At 68.0% G+C, this 22,418-nt stretch carries 18 protein-coding genes; 8 read left to right on the forward strand and 10 right to left on the reverse strand.

Going from position 1 to position 22,418, the window contains the following annotated elements:
- Window positions 1-8 precede the first annotated feature (8 nt).
- The gene (locus GB932_RS01535) at window positions 9-1,712 is read right to left on the reverse strand and encodes a hypothetical protein (RefSeq protein WP_156758963.1); all 1,704 of its coding nucleotides are present in this window, start codon (window positions 1,710-1,712) and stop codon (window positions 9-11) included.
- A 282-nt stretch (window positions 1,713-1,994) separates the two neighbouring features.
- On the opposite strand from GB932_RS01535, the gene GB932_RS01540 reads away from it, so the two are divergent.
- Window positions 1,995-3,167, forward strand: a complete 1,173-nt coding sequence (locus GB932_RS01540) for an oligosaccharide flippase family protein (RefSeq protein ID WP_156758964.1) — start codon at window positions 1,995-1,997, stop codon at window positions 3,165-3,167.
- A 6-nt stretch (window positions 3,168-3,173) separates the two neighbouring features.
- Here GB932_RS01540 and GB932_RS01545 read toward each other — a convergent pair whose 3' ends face one another.
- A complete protein-coding gene (locus GB932_RS01545) occupies window positions 3,174-4,352 on the reverse strand; it encodes a polysaccharide pyruvyl transferase family protein (RefSeq protein WP_197517241.1) in 1,179 nt (392 codons plus the stop codon).
- A 101-nt stretch (window positions 4,353-4,453) separates the two neighbouring features.
- A complete protein-coding gene (locus tag GB932_RS01550; protein ID WP_156758966.1) occupies window positions 4,454-5,521 on the reverse strand; it encodes an acyltransferase family protein in 1,068 nt (355 codons plus the stop codon).
- A gap of 120 nt (window positions 5,522-5,641) precedes the next feature.
- Here GB932_RS01550 and GB932_RS01555 point away from each other — a divergent pair, with 120 nt between their 5' ends.
- From GB932_RS01555 to GB932_RS01565, 3 genes are all read left to right on the forward strand, one after another.
- The gene (locus tag GB932_RS01555; protein ID WP_197517242.1) at window positions 5,642-6,379 is read left to right on the forward strand and encodes a sulfotransferase family 2 domain-containing protein; all 738 of its coding nucleotides are present in this window, start codon (window positions 5,642-5,644) and stop codon (window positions 6,377-6,379) included.
- Entirely contained in the window at window positions 6,300-7,364 is a 1,065-nt protein-coding gene (locus GB932_RS01560) for a glycosyltransferase (protein ID WP_156758968.1), read from the forward strand. Before GB932_RS01555 ends, GB932_RS01560 begins: the two co-directional genes overlap by 80 nt.
- A gap of 120 nt (window positions 7,365-7,484) precedes the next feature.
- On the forward strand, window positions 7,485-9,581 hold the full coding sequence (locus GB932_RS01565; protein WP_306769926.1) for an acyltransferase family protein: 2,097 nt from the start codon (window positions 7,485-7,487) through the stop codon (window positions 9,579-9,581).
- A 10-nt stretch (window positions 9,582-9,591) separates the two neighbouring features.
- On the opposite strand, the gene GB932_RS01570 is transcribed toward GB932_RS01565, so the two are convergent.
- From GB932_RS01570 to GB932_RS01595, 6 genes are all read right to left on the reverse strand, one after another.
- Window positions 9,592-10,932 carry an O-antigen ligase family protein gene (locus GB932_RS01570; protein WP_197517244.1) on the reverse strand — a complete coding sequence of 447 codons (1,341 nt, stop codon included), beginning with the start codon at window positions 10,930-10,932 and terminating at the stop codon, window positions 9,592-9,594.
- 111 nt (window positions 10,933-11,043) lie between these two features.
- Window positions 11,044-12,033 carry a glycosyltransferase family protein gene (locus GB932_RS01575; protein WP_156758971.1) on the reverse strand — a complete coding sequence of 330 codons (990 nt, stop codon included), beginning with the start codon at window positions 12,031-12,033 and terminating at the stop codon, window positions 11,044-11,046.
- Window positions 12,030-12,902 (reverse strand): sulfotransferase family protein, encoded by an 873-nt coding sequence (locus GB932_RS01580; RefSeq protein ID WP_156758972.1) that lies wholly within the window; start codon window positions 12,900-12,902, stop codon window positions 12,030-12,032. Before GB932_RS01580 ends, GB932_RS01575 begins: the two co-directional genes overlap by 4 nt.
- 103 nt (window positions 12,903-13,005) lie before the next feature.
- Window positions 13,006-14,256 (reverse strand): sulfate adenylyltransferase subunit CysN, encoded by a 1,251-nt coding sequence (gene cysN / locus GB932_RS01585; protein WP_156758973.1) that lies wholly within the window; start codon window positions 14,254-14,256, stop codon window positions 13,006-13,008.
- Window position 14,257: 1 nt separating this feature from the next.
- Window positions 14,258-15,169, reverse strand: coding sequence for a sulfate adenylyltransferase subunit CysD (cysD, locus tag GB932_RS01590; protein ID WP_156758974.1), 912 nt, complete (start codon window positions 15,167-15,169; stop codon window positions 14,258-14,260).
- A gap of 10 nt (window positions 15,170-15,179) precedes the next feature.
- The gene (locus GB932_RS01595; protein ID WP_156758975.1) at window positions 15,180-15,941 is read right to left on the reverse strand and encodes a 3'(2'),5'-bisphosphate nucleotidase CysQ; all 762 of its coding nucleotides are present in this window, start codon (window positions 15,939-15,941) and stop codon (window positions 15,180-15,182) included.
- Window positions 15,942-16,105: 164 nt separating this feature from the next.
- Here GB932_RS01595 and GB932_RS01600 point away from each other — a divergent pair, with 164 nt between their 5' ends.
- The 4 genes from GB932_RS01600 to GB932_RS01615 all read left to right on the forward strand — a co-directional run bounded on the left by GB932_RS01600 (window position 16,106) and on the right by GB932_RS01615 (window position 20,993).
- Entirely contained in the window at window positions 16,106-17,056 is a 951-nt protein-coding gene (locus tag GB932_RS01600; RefSeq protein ID WP_231915953.1) for a sulfite exporter TauE/SafE family protein, read from the forward strand.
- Window positions 17,053-18,180: an adenylyl-sulfate kinase gene (cysC, locus tag GB932_RS19115; RefSeq protein WP_231915954.1), complete on the forward strand. Its 1,128-nt coding sequence runs from the start codon at window positions 17,053-17,055 to the stop codon at window positions 18,178-18,180. Before GB932_RS01600 ends, cysC begins: the two co-directional genes overlap by 4 nt.
- Before the next feature lie 212 nt (window positions 18,181-18,392).
- Complete coding sequence (locus GB932_RS01610) at window positions 18,393-19,907, forward strand: O-antigen ligase family protein (RefSeq protein WP_156758976.1); 1,515 nt, start codon at window positions 18,393-18,395, stop codon at window positions 19,905-19,907.
- A 45-nt stretch (window positions 19,908-19,952) separates the two neighbouring features.
- Window positions 19,953-20,993 carry a hypothetical protein gene (locus tag GB932_RS01615; protein ID WP_156758977.1) on the forward strand — a complete coding sequence of 347 codons (1,041 nt, stop codon included), beginning with the start codon at window positions 19,953-19,955 and terminating at the stop codon, window positions 20,991-20,993.
- Between the two features lie 339 nt (window positions 20,994-21,332).
- On the opposite strand, the gene GB932_RS01620 is transcribed toward GB932_RS01615, so the two are convergent.
- The gene (locus tag GB932_RS01620; protein WP_197517245.1) at window positions 21,333-22,358 is read right to left on the reverse strand and encodes a glycosyltransferase family 2 protein; all 1,026 of its coding nucleotides are present in this window, start codon (window positions 22,356-22,358) and stop codon (window positions 21,333-21,335) included.
- Window positions 22,359-22,418: the final 60 nt, after the last annotated feature.

Here is a 22,418-nt window from a genome sequence, read left to right on the forward strand (position 1 = left end):
TCAGGCTCTCAGTTTGCGCTGAGCGTCGTGCCTTCCTCGATCGTGTACTCGAAAGGCCCGGTCTCTTCCCAGAGCTTCCAGAGCTTGGGCGAGACCTTGACAGTGATCTCGCCGTTCACCATCCAGGGCTTCGTGAGCTCCAGCGAGACCTCACCTGTCTGGCTCCAGTCCTGCTGTACCGGAGTGCCATTCACGAACCAGCGATAGTGGAACATCGTCCGCTCGATGTTGTGGACCACTCCGGGAAGGAACGTATCGTCGATCGCCTCGACCGTGACGACGTCGCCGACGGCGTCGGCCGATCCGGACACCGCGAGCTCGCCACGGTCGAAGCCCTGCCAGGTGTTCGGACCGACAGTCGCGGTCGCGAGCGGGAGAACGAGCTGACCGTCGAGGATGTTCACCTCAAGCGCCGAGATCGAGAGCATTCCACCCGCGTCCAGGCTGCCCTCATCCGTGACGTTGTTCACGTTGAGCGCAAGCGCGGCGCTGAGTTCCGCAGTCAGCGGAGCAAGCAGTGAATCGTTGAGTCCGCCGAGCAAGTCAAAGATGCCATCGGTGATAGCACCGAGAAGCTCTCCGACGTCAGCCGAATCGAGGACTCCTCCGAGCAGGCCGCCGAGCAGACCACCGAGCAGACCGTCAAGTGTGTCGACCAGACCGCCGAGGCCGAGCTGGTCAAGCAGGTCGAGGTCAAGCGTGTCAAGCACGCTCTCCAGAAGCCCGCTCTCGACCGCGTCGGCGAGGTTGCCGAGAAGGTCATCCTGCAGCTGGCTTCCGAGGAGATCGGAGACTGTGTTCTCGATCGTCGTGATGACAGCGCCCGGGAGGTATTCGAGAAGGTTCGTTCCCTCGGGCAGGTCGTTGATGCTCGTCACGCCATGCTGCTCGAGCAGCGTGTCGACGCTGACGACGACCTGTCCGTGCTCATTGAGCAGTCCGGCATCCTCAAGGCTCAGACCGAGAACCGAGAGAAGACTCTCGAGCGTCTCGAGCGTCGGCTCGATGACACTTCCGCCGACGGCGATGTCGACGCCCGCGATACCGTAGTCGGTCTGGTGTGCGTACCAGCCACCCGGTACGCCCTTGCGCGCCTTGATCGGATTGCGGTTGTCGCCAGCCGCCGCGTAAAGAGCACCGATCTCAGCCGAGACGCTCACGGCGCCCAGGTCGAGGTTCAGAGCCGCGGCAGGCGCCTCATCGATCGCCGGGGCGTCGAGGACGTAGCCGCCGCCATCGGGCAGTGCCTTCACAGCACCGTCCATCGCGGAAGCCGTGCCCGCGAACGCGACCGACCCTCCGAACCGCGAAGCCTTAGTCCACTCCGTGACCGCGCCGATCTGGAGGATGTCGCCGAGTGAGCCACCGAGGTCGAGGCCGATGTCTCCGAGCTCGAGGCTGCCGAGGAGGGTGGCATCGATATCCTCACTCAGGATCAGGCCGTTGCCCCCGGCGATCTGCGTGGCTCCGTCGGCCCAGTCAGCCGACGTGTAGTTCGGGTTGTGCTCGAGCGTCGCGCCATCGAGTGTCGCGAGATCGGCTGTACTCAGGCCTTCGAGCAAGGAATCCGGGATTCCGATGAACTGTGCGTGCGCGTACGATGCGGCCTCACCGGGCTCGGCGATGGCCGCAGACGGCACGGCGATGACGCCAACGAGGGCGCCGGCCGTCAGGCAGGCAGCGCCTGCGAGACGTTTGCGGGTGATAGGCATGTGGTTCCCTAGTGTGCTGCGTGGTCGGGCGTGGGACATGGTGAGGCTACCGCATGAACCGGAATTCCACTATGCCTGGGGCGGTTCTTCCACAGCGTGTGGCGACCGCCTGCTTCTCGTGACTGCTCGACGCTGTGTCACAGCAGAGCGAGTCTCACGACGCGCAGGGCCATCCGGAGCGTTGTCGGCGCCAACGTCCACTCAGTAGCGGCTTGGACCAGCGCTATAGGGTTTCATCTAGTTGCGGGGCGGCCTCGCGGCCCCCGACGCACAGAGGAGCACATGAGTACACGACGCGCACACCTGATCAACGCTTCCGGATCACTCCTCATCCCGGCGAGTGCCCTGCTGGTCGCACCGATCCTCGCCCGCGCGCTGGGTCCCTTCGAACGGGGGATCTTCTCGAACGATCAGGCGCTCATCATGATCGCCTCCTCGATCTTCGCCCTCGGCGTGTCCGACAGCTCAGCCGTTCACTGGGCGACCTGGGGGCGCGGGTCTCGCAGGACCATCTTCTCGCTCAATCTCGTCGGCGGCACCCTCCTCGGGTCGCTGCTGGCGGCGTTCGCGTTCACCACAAGAGACGCATCCGCATGGGAGATCGCTCTGATCGTCCTCGGCGGATGCACGTTGGCTCTCGCGAAGCATGCCCGAGGCATCTCGCTCAGCCACAAGATGATCGCTGCGGTCGGCATCGAGAAATGGATCACGGCGATCGGGCGCCTCGTGCTCACGGTCGCACTCGCCTTCGCCGGAGCACTCACCGTCGAGACAGCGCTTGCGACGATCATCCTCCCGCAGTTCGCGGGTGCGATCATGCTTATCATCGCATCGGCACGGCGACGCGAGACAGCCGAAGCGGCGCGCCCGGTGAATCGACGGGCGCTCGCGTGGATGATCGGCGGCGCCACCGCGAGCGTCCTGCTCGTCAACGTGGACCAGGCGATCCTTCTACCGTTCATCGGAGCGACCGAACTCGGCTACTACGCGATCGCTGTCACGATCGCCGAGGTGTACACCGCCGCCGCCAAACCGTTCCGTGACTCGGCCCTGGCCTCTGCCGACGTCACGCGGATCAGGAAGACGATCGTGTCCTGCATCCTCGCCCTGTCGGGCATGAGTGCATTGGCCGCCGCGGTCATGTGGTTCGGAGTCCCGCTCATATTCGGAGACGAGTACGCTCCCGCGGTCGGCGCCTGTTACGTGATGGTCGTCGGCGGTGTCGCGAAGGGGACAGGATTTCTTCTGAACGGCACCCTCGGGCGCACCCACCAGGTGCGAACGCGCTTCGTGATCACCTGGGCCGCCGTCATCGTCAACCTCGGCCTCATTCCCTTCCTCGCGCCCTGGGGCGCCGTCGGCGCAGCGACTGCCGCGACCTTTGGCTACCTGACGCTCATGCTCGGAGGACTCCCCTTCGCGCTTCGCGGCGCGAAGCGCGCTTCCGATGCATGATCCGAATCAGGACATCCTCCAGGCCTCGGGCTGCGACTTCCACGCCTGAGTCTTCGCCGCAAGGGACGCTCGAACTCCGTCATCACGACTGAGTCGGTCGACGAGCTCAGCCACCTGGTCGACGACGTCATCGGCGTCCCACGGCACCACGCTGTCGCCGGCGCCGTACCAGGTAAACTGCCCACGGAATTTGTCGACGTAGTCGAGCCCGATCGTCGGCACCGCCTGACTCAGACTCGCAACACCCGCATGCATTCGGCTCGTGACATGGAGATCGACCGCGGCGAGGATCGCCTTTGCTTCTCGCGCGGACCCCGGAACCGCCGATATCGCTCCTGCCCCGAGCGCGGTGGACACAGCGCGAGCGAGATCAGGATCGCCCTGCCTGGCTCTGATGTCGTGCGCCAGCACGAGGACATCGAACCCGGCGCTCTGAAGCCTCTCGCCGATGCGACGGAAATACCCGAGCATGTCCTGAGACGAGAAGTTGACACCCAGGTGGTTGTTGATCGTGAGCGCGGCCGTACGCCGTCCATCGGCCCATTCCGCGATTCGCGAGCTTGCCTCGGTGAATGCGGGAGTGAGAAAGATGCCGACATCGGGTGCGGCTGACACATCCTCACGCCCGAACACCTCTCGCGCACGCTCCTGGGAGAACGGATCTCGCGCGCAGATGCGGACAGCAGGGTTGAGACGTCGAAGCAGATGAGCCCCCTCCCGCGAAATGCTCTTGCGCAGACTGAAGTTGAAGAGCGTCGCCGGCGCCCCCGACGCGGCGGCGAGATTGAGCGTGCTGAGCTTCGCGCTCACGTGGCGAATGCCGTAGGAGAAATCCGCTCCATCCGCCCCGATGACGACAGCCCGGCTGAACGGGTCGTCCGCCGCCGGCGGACTCCACATGGCGCCGCTCCCGGCCAGACCGTCCTCGAAGCTCACGGCATCCGGAACGCCCAGCTCGCGCCAAGGGTCGAGATCACCTGGCGCGACCAGAGACCAGTCGCTCCCCATCTGCCCCAGGACGGCGCCCGTCCCGAGCACGAGCGCCTCGTCGCCGAAGGAACCGTGCGCAGCGGGTGCGAACACGAGGGCAGGCCCCCCACCGCGGAAGCGCTTGTCCTGTCGATACACCGACATCGCGCGGTGCGCGGCAGCAACCGCCAACAGTCGCTTGATCTTCTTCGCCATCTGGATCCTTCCGCAGCACAGCACAGCTCGGCTCTTGCTCCGCGCTGATTCGTGCGCAACGAGGAACTTCGCGGTCCTCATTCAGGCGAGGACACTTCAACCTATCGCTTACCTCCTGCTCGAACGCCCGGCAGAAGCGCCTCGGGGACGTCGAACAGGTGCCGGGCGCCCAGCCGCCGTGCCAGGAAATCGATAAGCAGCGATCCAGCCGCGAGGGTGACGGTGCCGAGTATCGGCCACGCCCACTCGAAGCCCGCAGGGCTCAGCGCCGCGCGAACCTGGTCGACGTTGAGCACGATCCAGAGCAGTGGGAGATGACAGACGAACAGCGGGAGCGTCCGCTTCCCGATGAAACCGCTGACGCGGGCGAAGGCGCCCCATCGACAGAGTAGGACGAGAACCGCCGAGACCGCGGCGAGACCGGCGAGGGACTGCACCTCGATGAGGAGGACGCGGCCGAACCGGTCGACGCCATCGACGTAGGCGAGCCGTCCGGCCGCGACGTGTATCCCCAGAAGGACAACTGCCTTCGTTGCCACGGCCGACGAGAAGAAGCCAACCGCGTACCTGCTCCCATATACGCCGAGCGCAAAGAACAGGCCATAGCGGAACGTCGAGGGCAGCGCCCCGGGCAGGCTATCGCGCATGAGGAGGCCGACCATGCTGAGCACGAGGAATCCTCCGAGGACGAGCCACATCGGAAGACGTTTCAGAAGAATGAAGGCGAACGCCCACGCGGCAAGCGCCCAGACGAACCACAGATTGGAGCCGGGAAGCACGAGTTGTCTGAGCCACTGCCAGACCGAATCGAGCTGGCCCGGACTGGGCACGACGAGGAGGAAGCTCGCTAAGAAGTAGATGGTCGTCCACACGCCGTTGAGGTAGAGCGACGAGATGCCACGTCGCGCGGCCGCCGCGGTGCTGCCCAGAAGCTTCGACGACGCGAGCATCCCCGAGATGAAGAGCAGTAGGGGCATCCTGATCGGCGTGAGAGCCTCAGTGATCTCGCGCCACACGCGTCGTTCCGTCGACGGATAGTCACCGAGCGGGTTCACGGTGTATCCCTTGTAATGCATGAGGATCACCGCGAGAACGGCGACCGCGCGCGCCGCGTCGATCCAAGCGATCCGCGCTCCCTGCTGCGGCCTCGGGGGGGGGTTCGTGAGCACCCGCCGACCTTACCGTGCCGCGCCGGAGAACCTCTCCGCCCGACATATGATGGTGCGGGCGAACTCACCTCGACGCGTCTGTTCGCCACCACGCCAGTCGACGAAGGCCAACGGTTTCACATGATCATCTCTCCCTCGCGTCGATTCGCGTTCGTCCACGTACACAAGACCGCAGGGGAGTCCGTGAGCGCGGCACTCGCGCCGCTGCTCTCCGCGCCGGACCTTCTCATCGACGGTGGGCCACGGAACGCGATGCGCCGCCGCCTCGTCCCGCGCTACCGCGTCGCGAGCCGCCTGGACAAGCACAGCTCCGCCACCGCGATGCGCGCTTTCCTGGGCACCGAGGAATGGGACGCCCTCTACTCATTCGCCGTGGTGCGCGATCCGATCCGACGTGCTGTCTCGTTGTACCGCTACTTGCACATGGTGCGCGACCTCGCGGCGTCCTCTCTGTCGCGGCGAGCCTGGTATGCCACGCCGCTCGGCAGGTCCGCGGACCCTGCGAGCTGGTCGGGGATCCGAGCCCTCAAGGCGACCACCTCGTTCTCCGAGTTCATCCGGCACCCGGAGGCGCTCGTCGACCCAGGTTTTCAGCCACAGGTCGACATGGTCGACGACCCACAGGATGGTCGGATCGTCACGCGCGTCATCGCGATGGAGCGGCTCGCCGAGGAGTTCGCCGAGGTGCAGGATGAAATCGGGATCGATCCGCGCGTGCCTCTTCCTCATCAGAATGCGTCGTCATCCACGCCGTCCCCCAGGCGCGTCGAGGTGACGGATGCCGATCGCGAGTTCCTCGCGGACCGCTTCGCCGCCGACTTCACCGCCTTCGGGTACTCACCGCAGCGAAACGACTGAGAGCGAGAGAATCATGTCAGCCACGTCGACCGGTCGCCGGCTGCGCGCTTTCGCGGAAGGTCGCCGGCTCCTGCTCGTCGCGTCCACGGGCGGCCACCTGGCGGAGCTCGACAAGCTCACCTCGATGCTCCGCCCGTCGGATACATCGCATTGGGTGTCATTCGATAACGAACAGAGCCGCTCACTGCTCGAGCGACGCCCCCACACATTCGTCCCCTACGTCGCGCCGCGAGATGTCAGAGGTGCCGCGCGGGCATACTGCGCGATCTGGCGGCTCGCACGCGAGACCCGTTTCGATGGTGTCCTCAGTACCGGTGCCGCCGTCGGAGTGAGCGCAATGCTCGCGGCGCGGATCCACCGGATCGATGCGGCGTACGTCGAGACTCTCGCTCGGCTCGATGGGCCATCGATGACCGGGAGCCTCGTTGCCCGGATTCCCGGTGTGCAGACCTACACGCAGCACCCGAACTGGGCGAGCAAGGCGTGGCCCTACGAGCTGTCGATCATCGATTCCTGGCACGCCGAGCGCCGCGAGAGATTCACACCCCGTCGGATCTTCGTCACGGTGGGAACGATCAGCCCCTACACGTTCGACCGCCTCGTCGACCGTGTTCTGTCGATCGTGCCCGAAGGCGTCGAGATCCGGTGGCAACTCGGCGACAGCATGCGTCCCGGAATCTCCGGAGCCGTGTCGATGCTCGATTCATCGGATTTCGCCGACTCCCTGGCCTGGGCGGACGTCGTGGTGACGCACGCGGGTGTCGGGAACATCCTGGGCGCGATGAGCGCGGGAGCCTCGACGGTCGTGGTTCCTCGCCGGGCCGCATTCGACGAACATGTCGATGATCATCAGCTCCAGATCGCGGAGGAGATGTCCAGCCGAGGCCTTGCGATCATGCGTGACGCGGGTGATCTCACGTGGGACGATCTGTGCGAGGCGACGCGTACGACGCCGCGAGCTGCCACCCATCGCCCCCTGAACTGACAGGGCTGCACCGGCGACATCCGCCGCATCGACGAAGGTGCGCCGCGCGGCGATCGCCCCCCGGTGCGCCCGGTGGTGTCTCCTGCACCACAAGGACGGAACTCTATGCACTCGCAGACGATGCCCGAATCCATCAGTCGAACCACGCCTGGTCAGCGCGGAGGAGCACGTCCACGACGGCGTGACATCCAAGGGCTCCGCGCGATCGCGGTGATCGCCGTGATCGCCGACCACGTCGTCGGGTGGCCGCACGGAGGCTTCGTCGGCGTCGACGTCTTCTTCGTCATCTCCGGTTTCCTGATCACCTCGCTGCTCCTGCGCGAGGCCGAGACCTCCGGAGGCGGCATCTCTCTGACGCGATTCTATGGTCGGCGAGTCAAGCGGCTGCTGCCTGCCGCTGCGACGACGATCGTGGCCACTTCGGCCGCCGCGTGGGCTCTGATGAATGCGAATGACCTGCGAGAGACCGCAGGAGATGCCGTCTTCAGTGCACTGTTCGTCGGAAACTGGCGCTTCGCAGTTCAGGGAGCCGACTACTTCCAGCAGGGAACACTCCCCTCTCCCTTCATGCACTTCTGGTCGCTCGGCGTCGAGGAGCAGTTCTATCTCGTCTGGCCGTGGATCGTCCTCGTCGTCGCAGGCCTGCTCGCGCGACGAGCTCGGTGGGTCGCACGTCGAACTCGCGCCGTCACGGCCGCGGTGATAGCGCTCACCACGATCGCATCCTTCGCCTGGTCCGCATACGAGACGCAGACGGCTCCCGAGATCGCCTACTTCTCCACGTTCTCTCGGGCCTGGGAACTCGGTGCGGGCGCGCTCCTCGCGTTCCTTCCCACCTTCACTGTAGCGACAGGTATGCGGAGAGCGGTTGCATGGGTCGGACTCACGGGCATCGTGACCTCAGCGGTCGCGGTCACCGGGAGCTCGGCCCTGTGGCCGGCGCCTCTCGCACTCCTTCCCGTCGCCAGCACCGCCCTGATCATCGTCGCGGGCTCAGATCCCGCGTACGCGGGCCCTCGTCTCCTTGTCACACGCCCGATGACATACCTCGGCGATATCTCCTACAGCCTCTACCTCTGGCACCTTCCCGTCGCGGTCATGCTCGTCTACGCGCTGCCCGCAGGATCCGCTTCGTATACCGTCGTCGCGCTTCTCGTCACCGTCGCACTCGCGATCACGTGCTTTCGCTTCGTCGAGTCCCCGATGCGAGACGTCTCGTGGTCTTGGGTGAAGGACGAATCACGAATCGCGTCCATGCGCGTCTGCGCGATTCTGCTGGTCACCGTCGCAGCGGGTGCCAGCGGCCAGCTCGCCGTGGCCAGCGCCCGACCCGACATGAGCAATCACCCGTCGATCGGAGCCGTGCGTGTCCTCGACGGCGTTGCAGAGGCCGCACCGTCTGACCCGGCGGCGTGCTGGGGCGCGACTATGGCCTTCTACCCGGAGCAGTGCTCCGAGGCGGACCTCGGCGTCCCCCGCCCGACGCCATGGGCGTTCGCCGAGGATCGAGGGAACGCGTTCGACTGCTTCATCAACAGAGACCGACCGTTCCGAAGCTGCTCGTACGGCGTTCAGTCATCGAGCGCGTATCGAGTCGCGCTCGTGGGCGACAGCCATGCGGCCTCGTTGCTGCCTGCGCTCACGCCACAACTCGATGCGATCGGGTGGCGCGTCGACACGTTCGTCGGCAGGGGGTGCGTCCTCGCGGCTGTGCACGATGGCACGGACAACTGCGCTGGCCCACGCCCGGAGATCAACGCGAGGCTGACGTCGGGCGACTACGACCTCGTCATCGCCAGCGAGAGCAGGCAGAACCCGGCGCCCGCGTCACGCGGCGCGGTACGTCAGATCATGCGGGACATCGCCTCGAGCGGCGCGAACATCGTCATCGTCGAGGACGTCCCCGCCCTCGACATCGATGCCGTCGCATGCGCCCTGCGCAACGGTACGCGCGCAGAAGATGGATGCGGAACGGCACGGGAAGTGGCGCTTCGGTCGCCCGATCAGCTCGCCGCGGCTGCGGCGGCCGAAGGTCACCGCGTGGTGGAGACGCGAGACGTGTACTGCACGGACGACTTCTGTCCGACCATCATCGGCAACATCATCGCGTACCGCGATGGGAACGGGCACACATCGGCAACATGGATGCGCACCCTCAGTCCCTACCTCGTTCAGAGGATCGCGGTCGCCGCCGAGGCGCTTCCATCTGATCTCTGATCCCGGACGCTCACTCGGCGGTCGTTCCTTCGGCTTCTCGCCGATCACGCCATTCCCGCCGTGGTGAACCCTTTCGACCGGCGAGGAGGTCCCGAGACTCCTCACGTCGTGAGCCGGGAGACAGAACGGATGCGTCCCCCTCGCTGTCCTGATCTGGCGTTCCGACGCGCGCCCCCGCTCCCATCATCGCCAGGAACATCACGAACGCGACGGCCGACTGCGGCGCTGTCAGCAGGTTGTCGAAGTAGGCGTATATCAGCGCGGCGGAACAGGCGAGCAGAACCACCCATCGCTCCGAGCCGCCCGCACGGCGCCAAACGCCCCACACCGTCCACCCCAGAGCGAAGAAGAAGACGATCGCCAGCGGAATCCCCATGTCGGCGGCCATCGTGAGGTAGGTGTTGTGCGGAGAGAGGAAGCTCTCCCGCACAACATGGTTCGAGGACTCACCCGCAAGAAGAGGACTGCTGCCGGGGCCGAACCCCGCCCACGGATGCTCAAGCAGCCGAGACCAGAAGTATGACCAGGCCTGGTCGCGACCGGACCCGTCGAAGAGGCCGCCGCGCCCACTCTCACGGGTGCGCTGGAGGAAGTTCGGAAGCAGGACGACGAGCGCACCGATCAGGCCGACGACGGAAAGCGCCAGTGCGGGGATCCGCTGGGGAAGCTTCCGTATGAGGGCGAGCACCAGCGCCCCGGCGAGAACAAGGCCCGCGGCGAGAGTGGCAACGCGCGTCCCGGTGAGCGCGACGATCGCACAATTCAGCAACGCGAGATACGGCCCGACCCAACGACCGCGCGCCCACAGCCAAGCGGCGCCCATCACCCCGATCAACGCGAGGCCCGCCAGGTAGGCAGATGGCATGCCGGCGGAGAGTCGGAACGCTCCGGTGTACTCCTCCCGGATGATAGTCATGTCGACGACGCCCGTCCCTCCGAGCAGCACCGATACGACGACGGCGCCAGCGGGCATCACGGCAAGAGACATTGCGCGCCACTCGGGCGCGACGCGTCGCCAGTCGATGAAGAACGCAAGCCACGGATAGAGGAGTCCCGCCGCTCCGAGCAGCATCTCCGTATCGATGCCCGAGATCTCCCGGGCCTGCGTGATGAGGCCGAGCACATATGCCGCGACGATGACCCCGCCGATGACCCACACCGGCATCGGCGGCATTCGCACGCCAAGAAGTGCAGCAACGATCAGGAAGGCGAACAGGATCAACGCCTTCTGGATTGTCGCTCCGCCCACACCGCCCGGGAGCAGTGCGTATGTCGAGAACCCGAGAGTCAGCGGGAGCATGACGGCGAGCGGGTAGACGATTCCGACCGGCGTCGACGCGGCCTGACGCATCCAGACGTACAGTTGTGGCATCACAGCTCTCCCGTTCCGCCGAGCGATTCCTCACTCACGCACAGAGTCGATCGTATCCGGGGTCCTCTCACGATCTCCCGAACTGCGCGCTCAGCGCTCGCGACCCGCTGTGAAGTCACGCACCTTCGCAAGCCCGAGCGCATGCTCCTCCCGCTTGCGCTCGCCGAGCGCAGCAATCCGCGAGATCAGCCCCTCGCGGTCTGACACCGCACGCTGAATCGCCAGCAGAATCGAGGCGGACGTGGGGTCGGCGAACTCGGCGGCGTCGCCGAAATAGTCCTTGAGAACTCGCATCCTCGACGTCACGAGAGGCCGCTCCCAGCTCACGGCCTCGTAGCCGGCCCGCTGCATCGTGTCCTCTTCATCGGTACATGCGAGCACGACTCCCGCGTTCGCGGCGAGCCAGTTGTAGTCATCGTTCGACACGAATCCGCTGAATCGCACGTTCGGCGACGCGGCGCGACGAACGGCCTCGGGCGCGCGCCCCGTGAGCACCCACGCGCGCGTCGAATCCTCCGCGGCCGCCGCGAGGATCTCATCCAACGGCTCATCGGACGCGTACGCGAGCGGCACGAGGACGTACTCGTCAACGGTGAGATCACTCAGGTTCGTCGATTCCGGCGAGGCCGGCGCTGTGCCGACGCGGCGTGGAACGGCGTCGTCCAGCACGAAGGTCGTCGTGCCGATCGTGCGGCAGCGATCCGCAAGCGACTCGTTCGTCACGATGACCGCGCCCTGGCGCCGGCGAAGCGAACGAAGAAGTCCGCGCGCAGCCCACGACCACTTGCGGTCCGTGAAGACACCCGTGTGCAGATCGCCGACGATGAACGTCTCATTCGGAGCAGCCGACAGCACACTCCAGAGGGCGAGCACCGGCGGCTGCATGACGAAGATGGCCGACGGCCGCGTCTGCTTCACGAGCCGGCGGGTCTCGACCCACTGCCTCACGTACCGCACCAGCCGATTGCCTTCGCCGCCTGTGACGTATTCCTCGCGCGCGGGAAGCTGAGCCGCGAGGTCATCGCTGCGTCCGTGGTATCCGATCCAGCTGACGAACAGCCACTCGTTGGATTCCGTCATCGAGTTCCCCACTTCTCGGGCACATTCGGGAGCAGCATTCGCAGCTCGTCGATGGAGTCCGCGAAGTACCGGTCCAGTCGCTCCCGCGCCTCCGGCGACATCCGCTTGTCCTGCGCCTTCTTGGCGTTGAGCTTGTAGTAGGCACCCATCAGGCGCCGCTTGAGACCGGGGAACCGACGCCAGAGGCGCTCGCCCGCGTTGTTGATCTTCAAGGCGACTTTCTGGAGCCTCGGGTTCGAGATGTCGACCGACACGTTCTTGTCGTCCGTCTCCGTCTGTGCCACATCGATCCGCAGGTGCGCCCCGATCCGCCGCAGCGCCTTGTCTGGAGCCTCGCGGAACTCGTCGCTGAACATCACGAGCAGGTCGTCCCCGAACACACGCTGCCACTCGGGCAGCCACGTCGCGTACAGGCCCCCGGACAGCCCCGTCCAGGCGCCTTCGCCGCGCGTGCTCTCGGGCTCGAGGCCGAGAGCCTCGCACTTCGAGATGTACTCCTCGAACGACAGGCCCTGGTCGAGCTTCAGGCGCGTGCGCTGGAAGCGATACCAGGAGAATGCCCGCGCTCCCGGTTCGCGCAGGATGATCGCGACGCGCCCCTCGGGTGAGATCTCACGGATCTTCTCCGCGATCGCGGCACCCCCATGGAAGTATCCGGGCGTCGCCTCGAGCAGCACCGTGTCTTCAGGCCGCGGCGCGAAGAGCGCCTCGTACTCCGAGAGAGGTGGCAGCGGCTCGCCGAACTTGAGCGGATCGAAGAAGTGCGCTTCCTTCGTCTGCGACGGGCACACGCCCGGCTGGGCGCTCAGCGCGCTGAACACGGTCGTCGTACCGCTCTTCGGTACGCCGACGATGAACGCGTTTGGCAAGACCATATGCTCTGCCGTCCCTCTCTCTATCCGCCCGTAGCCCTCGTGCGCGCCCGTCAACACACTGAGACGGCGCCCCGTATCGGGGACGCCGCCTGGTGTGTCACTCCGCGACGTTGATCGTGCAGGCCGCGACCGTCGCGTTGGTCGACTCGTCGATCATGATGAACGAGCCCATCGACGGGTTCAGCTTGTACGAGTCGGCCACGAGCGGCGTCGTCATGCGCAGCGTGACACGGCCGATCGCGTTGAGCGGCAGCTCGGTCGCGTCCTCCTTGCGGTGCAGCGAGTTGACGTCGAGCTCGTACTGGATCTCCTTGACGATGCAGCGCGCCTCGCGCGCGTTGTGCAGCACGGCGTACTTCTTGCCCGGCACGAGAGGCGTCTCGTCCATCCAGCAGATCGTCGCGTCGACGTCCTGCGAGACATGCGGCTGGTTCTTCGGCCGCGCGATCACGTCGCCGCGCGAGATGTCGATCTCGTCCTCGAGGCGGATCGTGACCGACATCGGCGGGAACGCCTCGTCGATCTCGCCATCAGCCGTGTCGATCGCCTTGATCTTCGACGTCAGGCCCGAGGGCAGCACGATGACCTCGTCGCCCTTGCGCATGTGCCCGCTCGCCACCTGGCCCGCGAAGCCGCGATAGTCGATGACGTCGGCCTGCTGCGGGCGGATCACGTACTGCACGGGGAAGCGCACGTCCTGCAGGTTGCGGTCGGCGCCGATGTACACCGTCTCGAGGTGGTGCAGCAGCGACGGGCCGTCGTACCACGGGGTGTTCTCGCTGCGCGTGACGACGTTGTCGCCCTGCAGAGCCGAGATCGGGATCGTCGTGATGTCGGTGACGTTGAGCTTCGAGCAGAAGTCGAGGAACTCCTCGCGGATCTCGTTGAACCGCTGCTCGTCGAAATCGACCAGGTCCATCTTGTTGACGGCCAGCACCACGTGCGGCACCCGCAGCAGCGACGCGATCGTCGCGTGACGTCGGCTCTGCTCGATGACGCCCTTGCGGGCGTCGACGAGGACGATCGCGAGGTCGGCCGTCGACGCGCCCGTGACCATGTTGCGCGTGTACTGCGCGTGGCCCGGAGTGTCGGCGATGATGAACTTGCGCTTCGGGGTCGCGAAGTAGCGGTACGCGACATCGATCGTGATGCCCTGCTCGCGCTCCGAACGCAGCCCGTCCGTCAGGAGCGACAGGTCGACGTAGTCGTTGCCACGGCCCCGGCTCGTGGCCTCGACGCTCTCCAGCTGATCCTCGAAGATCGACTTCGAGTCGAACAGCAGCCGGCCGATGAGCGTGCTCTTGCCGTCGTCGACCGAACCAGCGGTCGCGAATCGCAGCATGTCCATTTTAGAAGTACCCCTGCTTCTTCCGGTCTTCCATCGCGGCCTCGCTCACCTTGTCGTCGCCGCGTGTCGCGCCGCGCTCCGTGATGCGGGTCGCGGCGACCTCGTCGATGATCTTGTCGAGCGTGTCGGCGTCCGACTCGACCGCCGCCGTGAGCGTCGCGTCGCCCACGGTGCGGTAGCGCACCAGGCGGGTCGAGACCTCCTCGCCCTCCTTCGGCTGCGCGAACTCGTTGGCCTCGAACACCATGCCGTCGCGCACGAACGTCTGGCGCTCGCTCGCGAAGTAGATCCGGGGGATCTCGACGCCGTCTTCCTTGATGTACTGCCAGATGTCGAGCTCGGTCCAGTTCGACAGCGGGAACACGCGGATCGACTCGCCCGGGTGCACGCGGCCGTTGTACAGGTTCCAGATCTCGGGGCGCTGGTTCTTCGGATCCCACTGACCGAAGTCGTCGCGGAAGCTGAACACACGCTCCTTGGCGCGCGCCTTCTCCTCGTCGCGGCGCGCGCCGCCGAGCATTGCGTTGAAGCCGTTCTTCTCGACCGTGTCGAGCAGGACGGGCGTCTGGATCCGGTTGCGGGATCCGTTCGGCTCCTCCTTGACGACGCCGCGGTCGATCGCCTCCTGCACGGAGCCGACGATGAGGCGCAGGTCGTGCTTCGCGACGTACTGGTCGCGGAACTCGAGGATCTCGGGGAAGTTGTGGCCCGTGTCGACGTGCACCACGGGGAAGGGGAGCTTCGCCGGAGCGAACGCCTTCAGCGCGAGGTGCAGCATCACGAGCGAGTCCTTGCCACCCGAGAACATGAGCGCGGGCTTCTCGAGCTGCGCCACCACCTCGCGGATGATGTGGATCGACTCGGCCTCGAGCTGCCTCAGCTGCGAGAGCGAGTAATGGGTCTCAGCAGACACCGTGCTCCTTTCAGTCCGCCTGCGACGCGAGGGCCGCGCGGATCGACGTCATCACTTCGTCCCGAAGCTCCGGGCGGCAGACCACCAGGTCGGGAAGATACGGATTGGGCTGGTTGTAGACGAGCTCGCTGCCGTCGAGGCGCGAGGTGTAGAGGCCGGCGGCGCGGGCCACGGCGACGGGGGCTGCGCTGTCCCACTCGTACTGGCCGCCGCCGTGCACGTAGGCGTCGGCCTCGCCGCGCACGACCGAGCAGATCTTCACGCCGGCGGATCCCATCGGGACCAGCTCGGCGTCGAGGGAGGCCGACACGCTCTGCACGAGCTCCGGCGCGCGGCTGCGGCTGACGGCGATGCGGACCCGGCCGCCGCGGGCGGGCGCGTGGCCGTCGAGCTCGCTCGAGACGAGCACCTCATCGGGGCCGCCGAGCGCGACGGCGCCGAGCGCGAGCTCGCCCTTCACGACGAGCGCGATGTGCACGGCCCAGTCGTCGCGGCCCTCGCTGTACTCGCGGGTGCCGTCGAGCGGGTCGATGATCCAGACGCGGTCGGCGTTCAGACGCACCTCGCTGTCGGCGGCCTCCTCGCTCAGCACGGCGTCGCCCGGCGCGAGCTCGGCGAGACGAGCGGCGAGAACCGCCTGCGCGCCCTGATCGCCGAGATCCTTGAGCGCCTTGCCTTCCACGCCGGGGTTCTCGGCGCGGATCTCGAGAAGCCGGCGCGCGGCGGCCGTCGCGAGTTCGCGGGCGAGACGTGCGTCTTCTGCGTCAGTCACGGATTCCAGATCCCCCAGATGGTTCGCGTCGCCACCCGCATAACGGTTGGGTGACGAGCCGACTTTACCCCAGGCCGCTTCCGGAGACGGAAACGCAGCCCACGGCACGACACCGAGCGTCACGCGCGGCCCTGTCACACCGCGCCCTGATACCGTTTCGCCTCATGGACTGGGCTATGGTCATCGCCGCTCTCGGCGTCGGGGTCGTGGTGGGCCTGACGGGGATGGGCGGCGGGGCGCTCATGACACCCGTGCTCGTCCTCGGCTTCGGCGTGAGCCCTCTCACCGCCGTGTCGAGCGACCTCATCACATCGGCCGTCATGAAGCCTGCGGGATCCCTCGTGCACGCCCGCAAGGGCACGGTGCACTGGAAGCTCGTCATCTGGCTGATGATCGGATCCGTGCCGACCGCCTTCTGCGGCGCGCTCATCATCTCGGCCGTGGGCGAGCTGACCGGCGTGCAGGAGTTCGTCAAGTCCACGCTCGGCGCCGTGCTCCTGCTGGCGGCGCTGCTCCTCGGCTTCCGCGCCTTCGTCGGCATGCGCAACCGCGCCCGCGAACGCCAGGACGGCACGCACACGAAGCGCAGCGAGACCGCCGAGGTGAAGGTCAAGGTGCTGCCGACGCTCCTCGTCGGCATCGTCGGCGGACTCATGGTGGGCCTCACCTCGGTCGGATCCGGCTCGTTCATCATCATCGCGCTCATGCTGATGTATCCCCTGCTCTCGATGAACCGCCTCGTCGGCACCGACCTCGTGCAGGCCGTGCCGCTCGTGATCGCCGCAGCGATCGGCCACCTGCTCTTCGGCGACGTCGACTGGAGCATCGTGATCCCCCTCATCATCGGCAGCGTGCCCGGCGCGATCATCGGCGCACGGCTGTCCTCGACGCTGCCGAGCGGCATCGTGCGCCGCGCGCTCGCGCTCGTGCTGCTCGCCGCCGGCCTGCGCATGCTGCATGTCGACATCACCTGGACGATCGCCGCCGTCTCGCTCGCCTTCGTCGCCGGAACGGTCGGCTGGATGGGGCTGCGCCGCGTGCACGGCCTCCCCGCGACCTTCGCCAAGGAACGCCAGGCCTCCGGGCCCCCGACCCATCAGGACGGAACGCCGTGACCGACGTGCATGTGACCCTCACCTCCGCGCAGCTGCGCCGCGTCGAGCTCGCACTGGCCGGCGCATCCGGCGGCGCACTCGAGCTCGACATCGATCAGGTCGACATCGCGCCCGGCGACACCCTCGTCCTGCACGATGCGGAGAGCACCGACATCGCCGAGATCCCAGATGCGGCCGTGTCGCAGATCCCGCCGCGCGCCGCCGATGTCGCACAGCTCGGCACGGGCACGGCGCCCGAGCTTCCCGGATCCACGATCGTCAGCGGATCCGTCGCCGCCCGCCGCCCGCTCGGCCACCGCGACCGGACGGATCTGCGCGTCGCCGCCGGCTTCGAGCGCGTGCCCCGCGCGGTGCTCGTCACGGGATCCGCGCCTGCCTTCGACTCCCCCGAGTGGGCATCGCGCCCCGGCCCCGTCGTCGTCGTCGACCGCGGCGACCCCGCCGCCCTCGCGGGCGCGATCACGAGTGTCGAGGCCGCCGGCCGGCGCGCGATCGTCCTCCCCCACGCGGGATCCACGCACGCCGACGCGCGGGCCGCCGAGCAGCTCATCGCCGACGAGATCGACGTGTGGGAGACGCACATCCCCGCATCTCCCGGGCGCGTGATCCTCCTGACGGGGCTGTCGGGATCCGGCAAGTCGACGATCTCGAAGCTGCTCGTCCAGAAGCTCGCCGAGGTCGACGAACGCACCACGACGCTCCTCGACGGCGACGAGGTGCGCCTGATCCTCTCGGCCGGCCTCGGCTTCTCGCTCGAGGACCGCATGCTCAACGTGCGCCGCATCGGCTGGGTCGGCGCGACGATCGCCCGCCATGGCGGCATCGCAGTGTGCGCGCCGATCGCCCCCTTCGAGGCGATGCGCGTCGAGATGCGACGCCGCGTCGAGGAGGTCGGGCGCTTCCTGCTCGTGCACGTCTCCACGCCGCTCGAGGTGTGCGAGCAGCGCGACCGCAAGGGCCTCTACGCGAAGGCGCGCGCGGGCGAGATCGGCTCCTTCACCGGCATCAGCGACCCGTACCAGATCCCGGAAGGCGCCGACCTCACGATCGACGCCTCGGTCGTCGAACCCGACGACGCCGTCGACCGGATCCTCGCGAAGCTCGCGGAGATCGACGCGGAGTAGGGGTCGGTATGTCCGCGGCCCGCTCGGCCGCCGTTCTTGCCACAGGGCCACCGCCTCCGCGCGAGCGTGAGTTCGCGCGTCGCGTCGTCCCCCGCTCGCCGGCACCCCCGGGTACCCTCCGGGGAGCCACTCACCCACCCCGGGGCGGGTGATCGAACGAGTGAGGGGCCGCCCGTAGAATGTCACGAAACGGTCTCGCTGAGGGGAGAGGTGTGCGGAGACTTCAGGCCGACCCGTCGTTCCTCGATTCCCACTCGACCCTCGAGATCATCCTCATCCTCGGCACTGTCGCCGTGGCGGCCCTCGCCGTCGCCGCGCTCGCGTTCCGGATCCGCTCGCGCTGGCTGCTCGCGGCCGTCCTCGCGCTCGGCGTCGCGCAGCTCTTCGGGCCGTTCGGCTTCACGTCGGTCGCCCTCCTGGCGACCTGCACACTGCTACCCGCCGCGTTCTGGCGGGCGCGGGAGAGCCTGCGCGACCTGCGATCGCCCGCGACGATCTGGACGATCCTCCTCGCGGCCCTCGCCTGCTGGCAGGCGGTGTCGGTCCTCTGGTCGGCGAAGCTCGGATCCGCGGGCTACGGCGTCGTGTTCAGCGTCGCGCTCCTCACCGCCTTCCTCCTCGCGCGCGACGTCGTGCGCCGCGATCCGCACGGCGTCTCGGCCGCCATCGCGGTCGCCTCACCACTCGTCATCATCTCGGCGCTCGCCGTCGTCGCGTTCCGCCTCTGGCCGGGGCTCGAGGGCGCCTACCTGCTCTCCCCGATCGCGCGCCTCCTCTCTGAGCCCGACGTGATCCTCGTCACGAGCTCCGAGATCGCGATCGCCCTCGACCCCATCTCGACCCTCGGCGTCTTCGCCGGCGTCGCCGGCCCTCCCGGAGCGGCCGGAGGCATGTTCGAGGGCATGTTCGACTCGAACATCCCGACCGGATTCCAGAACGTGCTCGACCCGGAGAAGGCAGGCGGATTCTTCCTCAACGGCAACACGGCATCCCTGTTCTTCGCCATCACGGCCTGTGCGGCCGCGTGGGCATTCGTCGGCAGGCGCCACCGCGGGGCGCACGCCGCCGCCGTCATCGCCTCGCTCGCCGCGATCGTCGCGACCGGCTCGAAGACGGCCGTGCTCCTTCTCATCGCCCTCCCGGTCCTCGCGCTGTTCATCGCGTTCGCAGTGCGGCGCCCGCGCTTGGGCGCCGTCGTCGGATCCATCGCCGTGCTCGTCGCGGCCGGCGGCGCGGCAGCCGTCGCGACGATACGTCCCGACGCGATCGGCTCGGGCACGATCGGCGACCGTTTCACGCTGTGGCGCATGGTCGCCGAGGCCTTCCCCGCGCGCTGGTTCACGGGCTTCGGCTTCGGCCACTGGCGCGAGCACATCGTCGCAGTCTGGCCGCGGTACTTCCCCGACGTCGCGACGCAGGTCTGGCCGCCGCACAATATGCTCCTGCAGGCATGGGTCGACGCGGGGCTCGTCGCCCTGCTCCTCACCCTCGTGCTCGTCGCGATGCCGCTCGTGGGCGGTCTGCGGCGCGTGAGCGAGGCCCGCGGCGAGCCGCTGCTCGGATCCGCCACGCTGCAGAGCGGCGTCGTCGTGATCGGACTCGTCTGGGTCCTGCTGCACGGCATGGCCGACACGACGCGCTTCGTCGGAGACAACCACACGCTGCCGTTCGTCGCCGTGCTCATGGCCCTGGCCTTCGCGCGCACCGACCGCGCTAGTGTGCGGTGACGGCGCGCCCGCCCGCGCCCACCCGCCCGCTCCGAGAGGATCCGCATGACGACCTACGTCTACTACCCGCGCGGCCTGGCGACAGGTGGGCCCGAGGCGCTGCACCAGCTCGTCGACTCTCTGCGGAGGCAGGGGCATGAGGCATACCTCGTACCGATCCCCGGCACCGAGGGCGCGCCGCGCGCCGAGCGCTATGCGCACTACGACGCCCCCGAGGCGCCCGCCGTCGACGACGCCCGCGGATCCGACGTCGTCGTCCCCGAGACGCAGGCCCTGCTGCTGAAGGGGCTGCGCCGCGCGCGCGGCTTCGTGTGGTGGCTGTCGATCGACTACGCGCCGCGCTTCGTCATCGAGCGCGACGCGGTCTCCGCCCTGCCCCTTGAGCGCACCCGCACGACGCGCGCGCCGCTGCTGCAGGTGCGGGCCGTGAAGCGGGCGTTCCGGGGCGTCGTCACCGGCGAGGACCGGATCCTCGCGGGCGCCGGTCACCTGGCGCAGTCGCACTATGCGTGGAGCCACGTGTTCGCGCACCTCGGCCGCGCCGGATCGATCCTCAGCGACTACACGCCCATCACCCCGCTCGCCGAGCGCGAGGTGAGCACCGAGGGTCGCATTCCGCGCATCGCATACAACCCGGCGAAGTCGCGCCCGCTCATGGCGGAGTTCGCGCGCCGCTGGCCAGGGATCGAGCTCCTCCCCCTGCAGAACATGACGGGCGATGAGGTCGCCACCGCCCTGCGCACATCGCTCGTGTACCTCGATCTCGGCGCGCACCCCGGCAAGGACCGGATGCCGCGCGAGGCCGCGGCGATGGGATCCGTCGTGCTCGTCGCGAACCGCGGCGCCGCGGCGAACGGCGTCGATGTGCCGATCCCCCGCGGCCACAAGGTCGATGTCCTCCCTGACGTCGTCGCGAACGCGAAGCGCGCCCTCGACGCCGTGTTCGCGGATCCCTCCGCCGCCCTCGCCGCGCAGGCCCACTACCGCGCCCGCATCGCCCACGAACGCGCGGTGTTCGACGACGAGGTCGCCGCGATCTTCCTCCACGGCGAGCTCGGCGGCGACGGGGCCCGGCCGGTCGCGTAGGGCCCGGGACGCCGGGCACCTGGCACCGCCCCCGAACACAACGCAGTCGATCCCGCGCCGAACCGGCCGGTTCGGCCTCGTCCGGGCACGATCCGACCCTATTGACTGCATTGTGTTGGGGCGGGCGCTGGAAGATTCGGGCGTACGGCACGGCCAGCACGGCGCGTGGCAGGCGACGTGCCAACTGACGCGCGGCCTCCTCCCCCACCGCCCCCGAACACAACGCAGTCAATCCTGTACCGAAGCGGCCGGTTCGGCCTCGTGGGGGCACGATCCGACCCGATTGACTGCATTGTGTTGGGGCGGGGGCTGGAGGAGGATTCGGGCGTGCGGCGGGCCTCAGCGCCGGAAGGGGCGCAGCAGGCGGCGCATGCCCGACTGCTCGGGCGGCAGGTCGTGCCAGAGCATCGCGTCGATGTCCGCCGTGCGGGCGCGGCGCGCGGACTGGATCCGGGCGCGCTCGCGGCGTCCGTGACCTGCCGCGAGGCGGATCCCCCGTGCCAGGCCCGACCACGCGGGGCGGGCGGATCCGGTGAGCGTCGCCTTCGCGAGCATCATCGCCAGCAGCAGCGCGAAGCGTGGGACGATGCGGTGCCGCAGCCCGCGCGGGACGTTCTTCGTCAGCAGCACGGGCAGGTTCTGGAACGTCTGGCGCACCGTGAATCCGGGGATCCTGCCGCTCGTCGCCCCGATCCGGTGGTGAACGACCGCCGCGGGGTCGTAGACGATCGCGTGCCCGGCGAGGCGGGCGCGGAACCCGATGTCGACGTCCTCGAAGTACGCGAAGAACGTCTCGTCGAACAGGCCGATGCCGCGGAACAGCTCGGCCCGGTACAGCGACGACCCGCCCGAGGCCGAGAACACGGCGCCGGTCTCGGGCGCCGCATGGCCCGCGGATCCCCGACCGCGCGGAAACGGCATGCCCCAGATGCTCATCGCATCGCCGGCCGTGTCGATCGTGCCGCGCAGGGCCGGGTCGTCGGACTCACGCAGCATGAGCCCCGCCGCGACCGACGCGCCCGTGCGCTCGAGCGCCTGATCGAGCGCCGCGAGCCAGCCGGGCTCGGGCACGGCATCGTTGTTCAGCAGCGCGACGGCGTCGTATCCCTCGTCGAGCGCTCGGCGGATCCCCACGTTGACCCCGCCCGCGAAGCCGAGGTTCTCCGGCTCCTCGTGGAGGATCATGCGCGGGCGCGCCACATCCCCCACCATCCACGCGCGGATCCGGTCGACGTCGTCGCCCGCGGATCCGTTGTCGATCACGAGCACGTCGAAGGCGTCGTGGGTCTGCTCCTCGAGGGCGCCGAGGCAGGCGAGCGTATCGTCGGCGCCGTTCCAGTTGAGCACCACCACGAGGATCCGCATCAGGAGGGGTTCCCTTCGCCGCTCGCGAGCGAGCATCGTTCTCGCGAGCACGTGCTCGCG

It is taken from the genome of Microbacterium karelineae, assembly GCF_009745985.1.
GTDB classification, from domain to species: Bacteria; Actinomycetota; Actinomycetes; order Actinomycetales; family Microbacteriaceae; genus Microbacterium; species Microbacterium karelineae.

Excerpts from the sequence above, each read along its gene's own strand:
- GB932_RS01615 (WP_156758977.1), top strand. The coding sequence starts at position 19,953 with ATGACGACCTACGTCTACTACCCGCGCGGCCTGGCGACAGGTGGGCCC.
- GB932_RS01555 (WP_197517242.1), top strand. The coding sequence starts at position 5,642 with ATGATCATCTCTCCCTCGCGTCGATTCGCGTTCGTCCACGTACACAAG.
- cysN (WP_156758973.1), bottom strand. The coding sequence starts at position 14,256 with ATGGACATGCTGCGATTCGCGACCGCTGGTTCGGTCGACGACGGCAAG.
- GB932_RS01565 (WP_306769926.1), top strand. The coding sequence starts at position 7,485 with ATGCCCGAATCCATCAGTCGAACCACGCCTGGTCAGCGCGGAGGAGCA.
- GB932_RS01575 (WP_156758971.1), bottom strand. The coding sequence starts at position 12,033 with ATGACGGAATCCAACGAGTGGCTGTTCGTCAGCTGGATCGGATACCAC.
- GB932_RS01540 (WP_156758964.1), top strand. The coding sequence starts at position 1,995 with ATGAGTACACGACGCGCACACCTGATCAACGCTTCCGGATCACTCCTC.
- GB932_RS01600 (WP_231915953.1), top strand. The coding sequence starts at position 16,106 with ATGGACTGGGCTATGGTCATCGCCGCTCTCGGCGTCGGGGTCGTGGTG.
- GB932_RS01560 (WP_156758968.1), top strand. The coding sequence starts at position 6,300 with ATGCCGATCGCGAGTTCCTCGCGGACCGCTTCGCCGCCGACTTCACCG.
- GB932_RS01545 (WP_197517241.1), bottom strand. The coding sequence starts at position 4,352 with ATGGCGAAGAAGATCAAGCGACTGTTGGCGGTTGCTGCCGCGCACCGC.
- GB932_RS01620 (WP_197517245.1), bottom strand. The coding sequence starts at position 22,358 with ATGCGGATCCTCGTGGTGGTGCTCAACTGGAACGGCGCCGACGATACG.
- GB932_RS01535 (WP_156758963.1), bottom strand. The coding sequence starts at position 1,712 with ATGCCTATCACCCGCAAACGTCTCGCAGGCGCTGCCTGCCTGACGGCC.
- GB932_RS01570 (WP_197517244.1), bottom strand. The coding sequence starts at position 10,932 with ATGCGTCAGGCCGCGTCGACGCCGGTCGGAATCGTCTACCCGCTCGCC.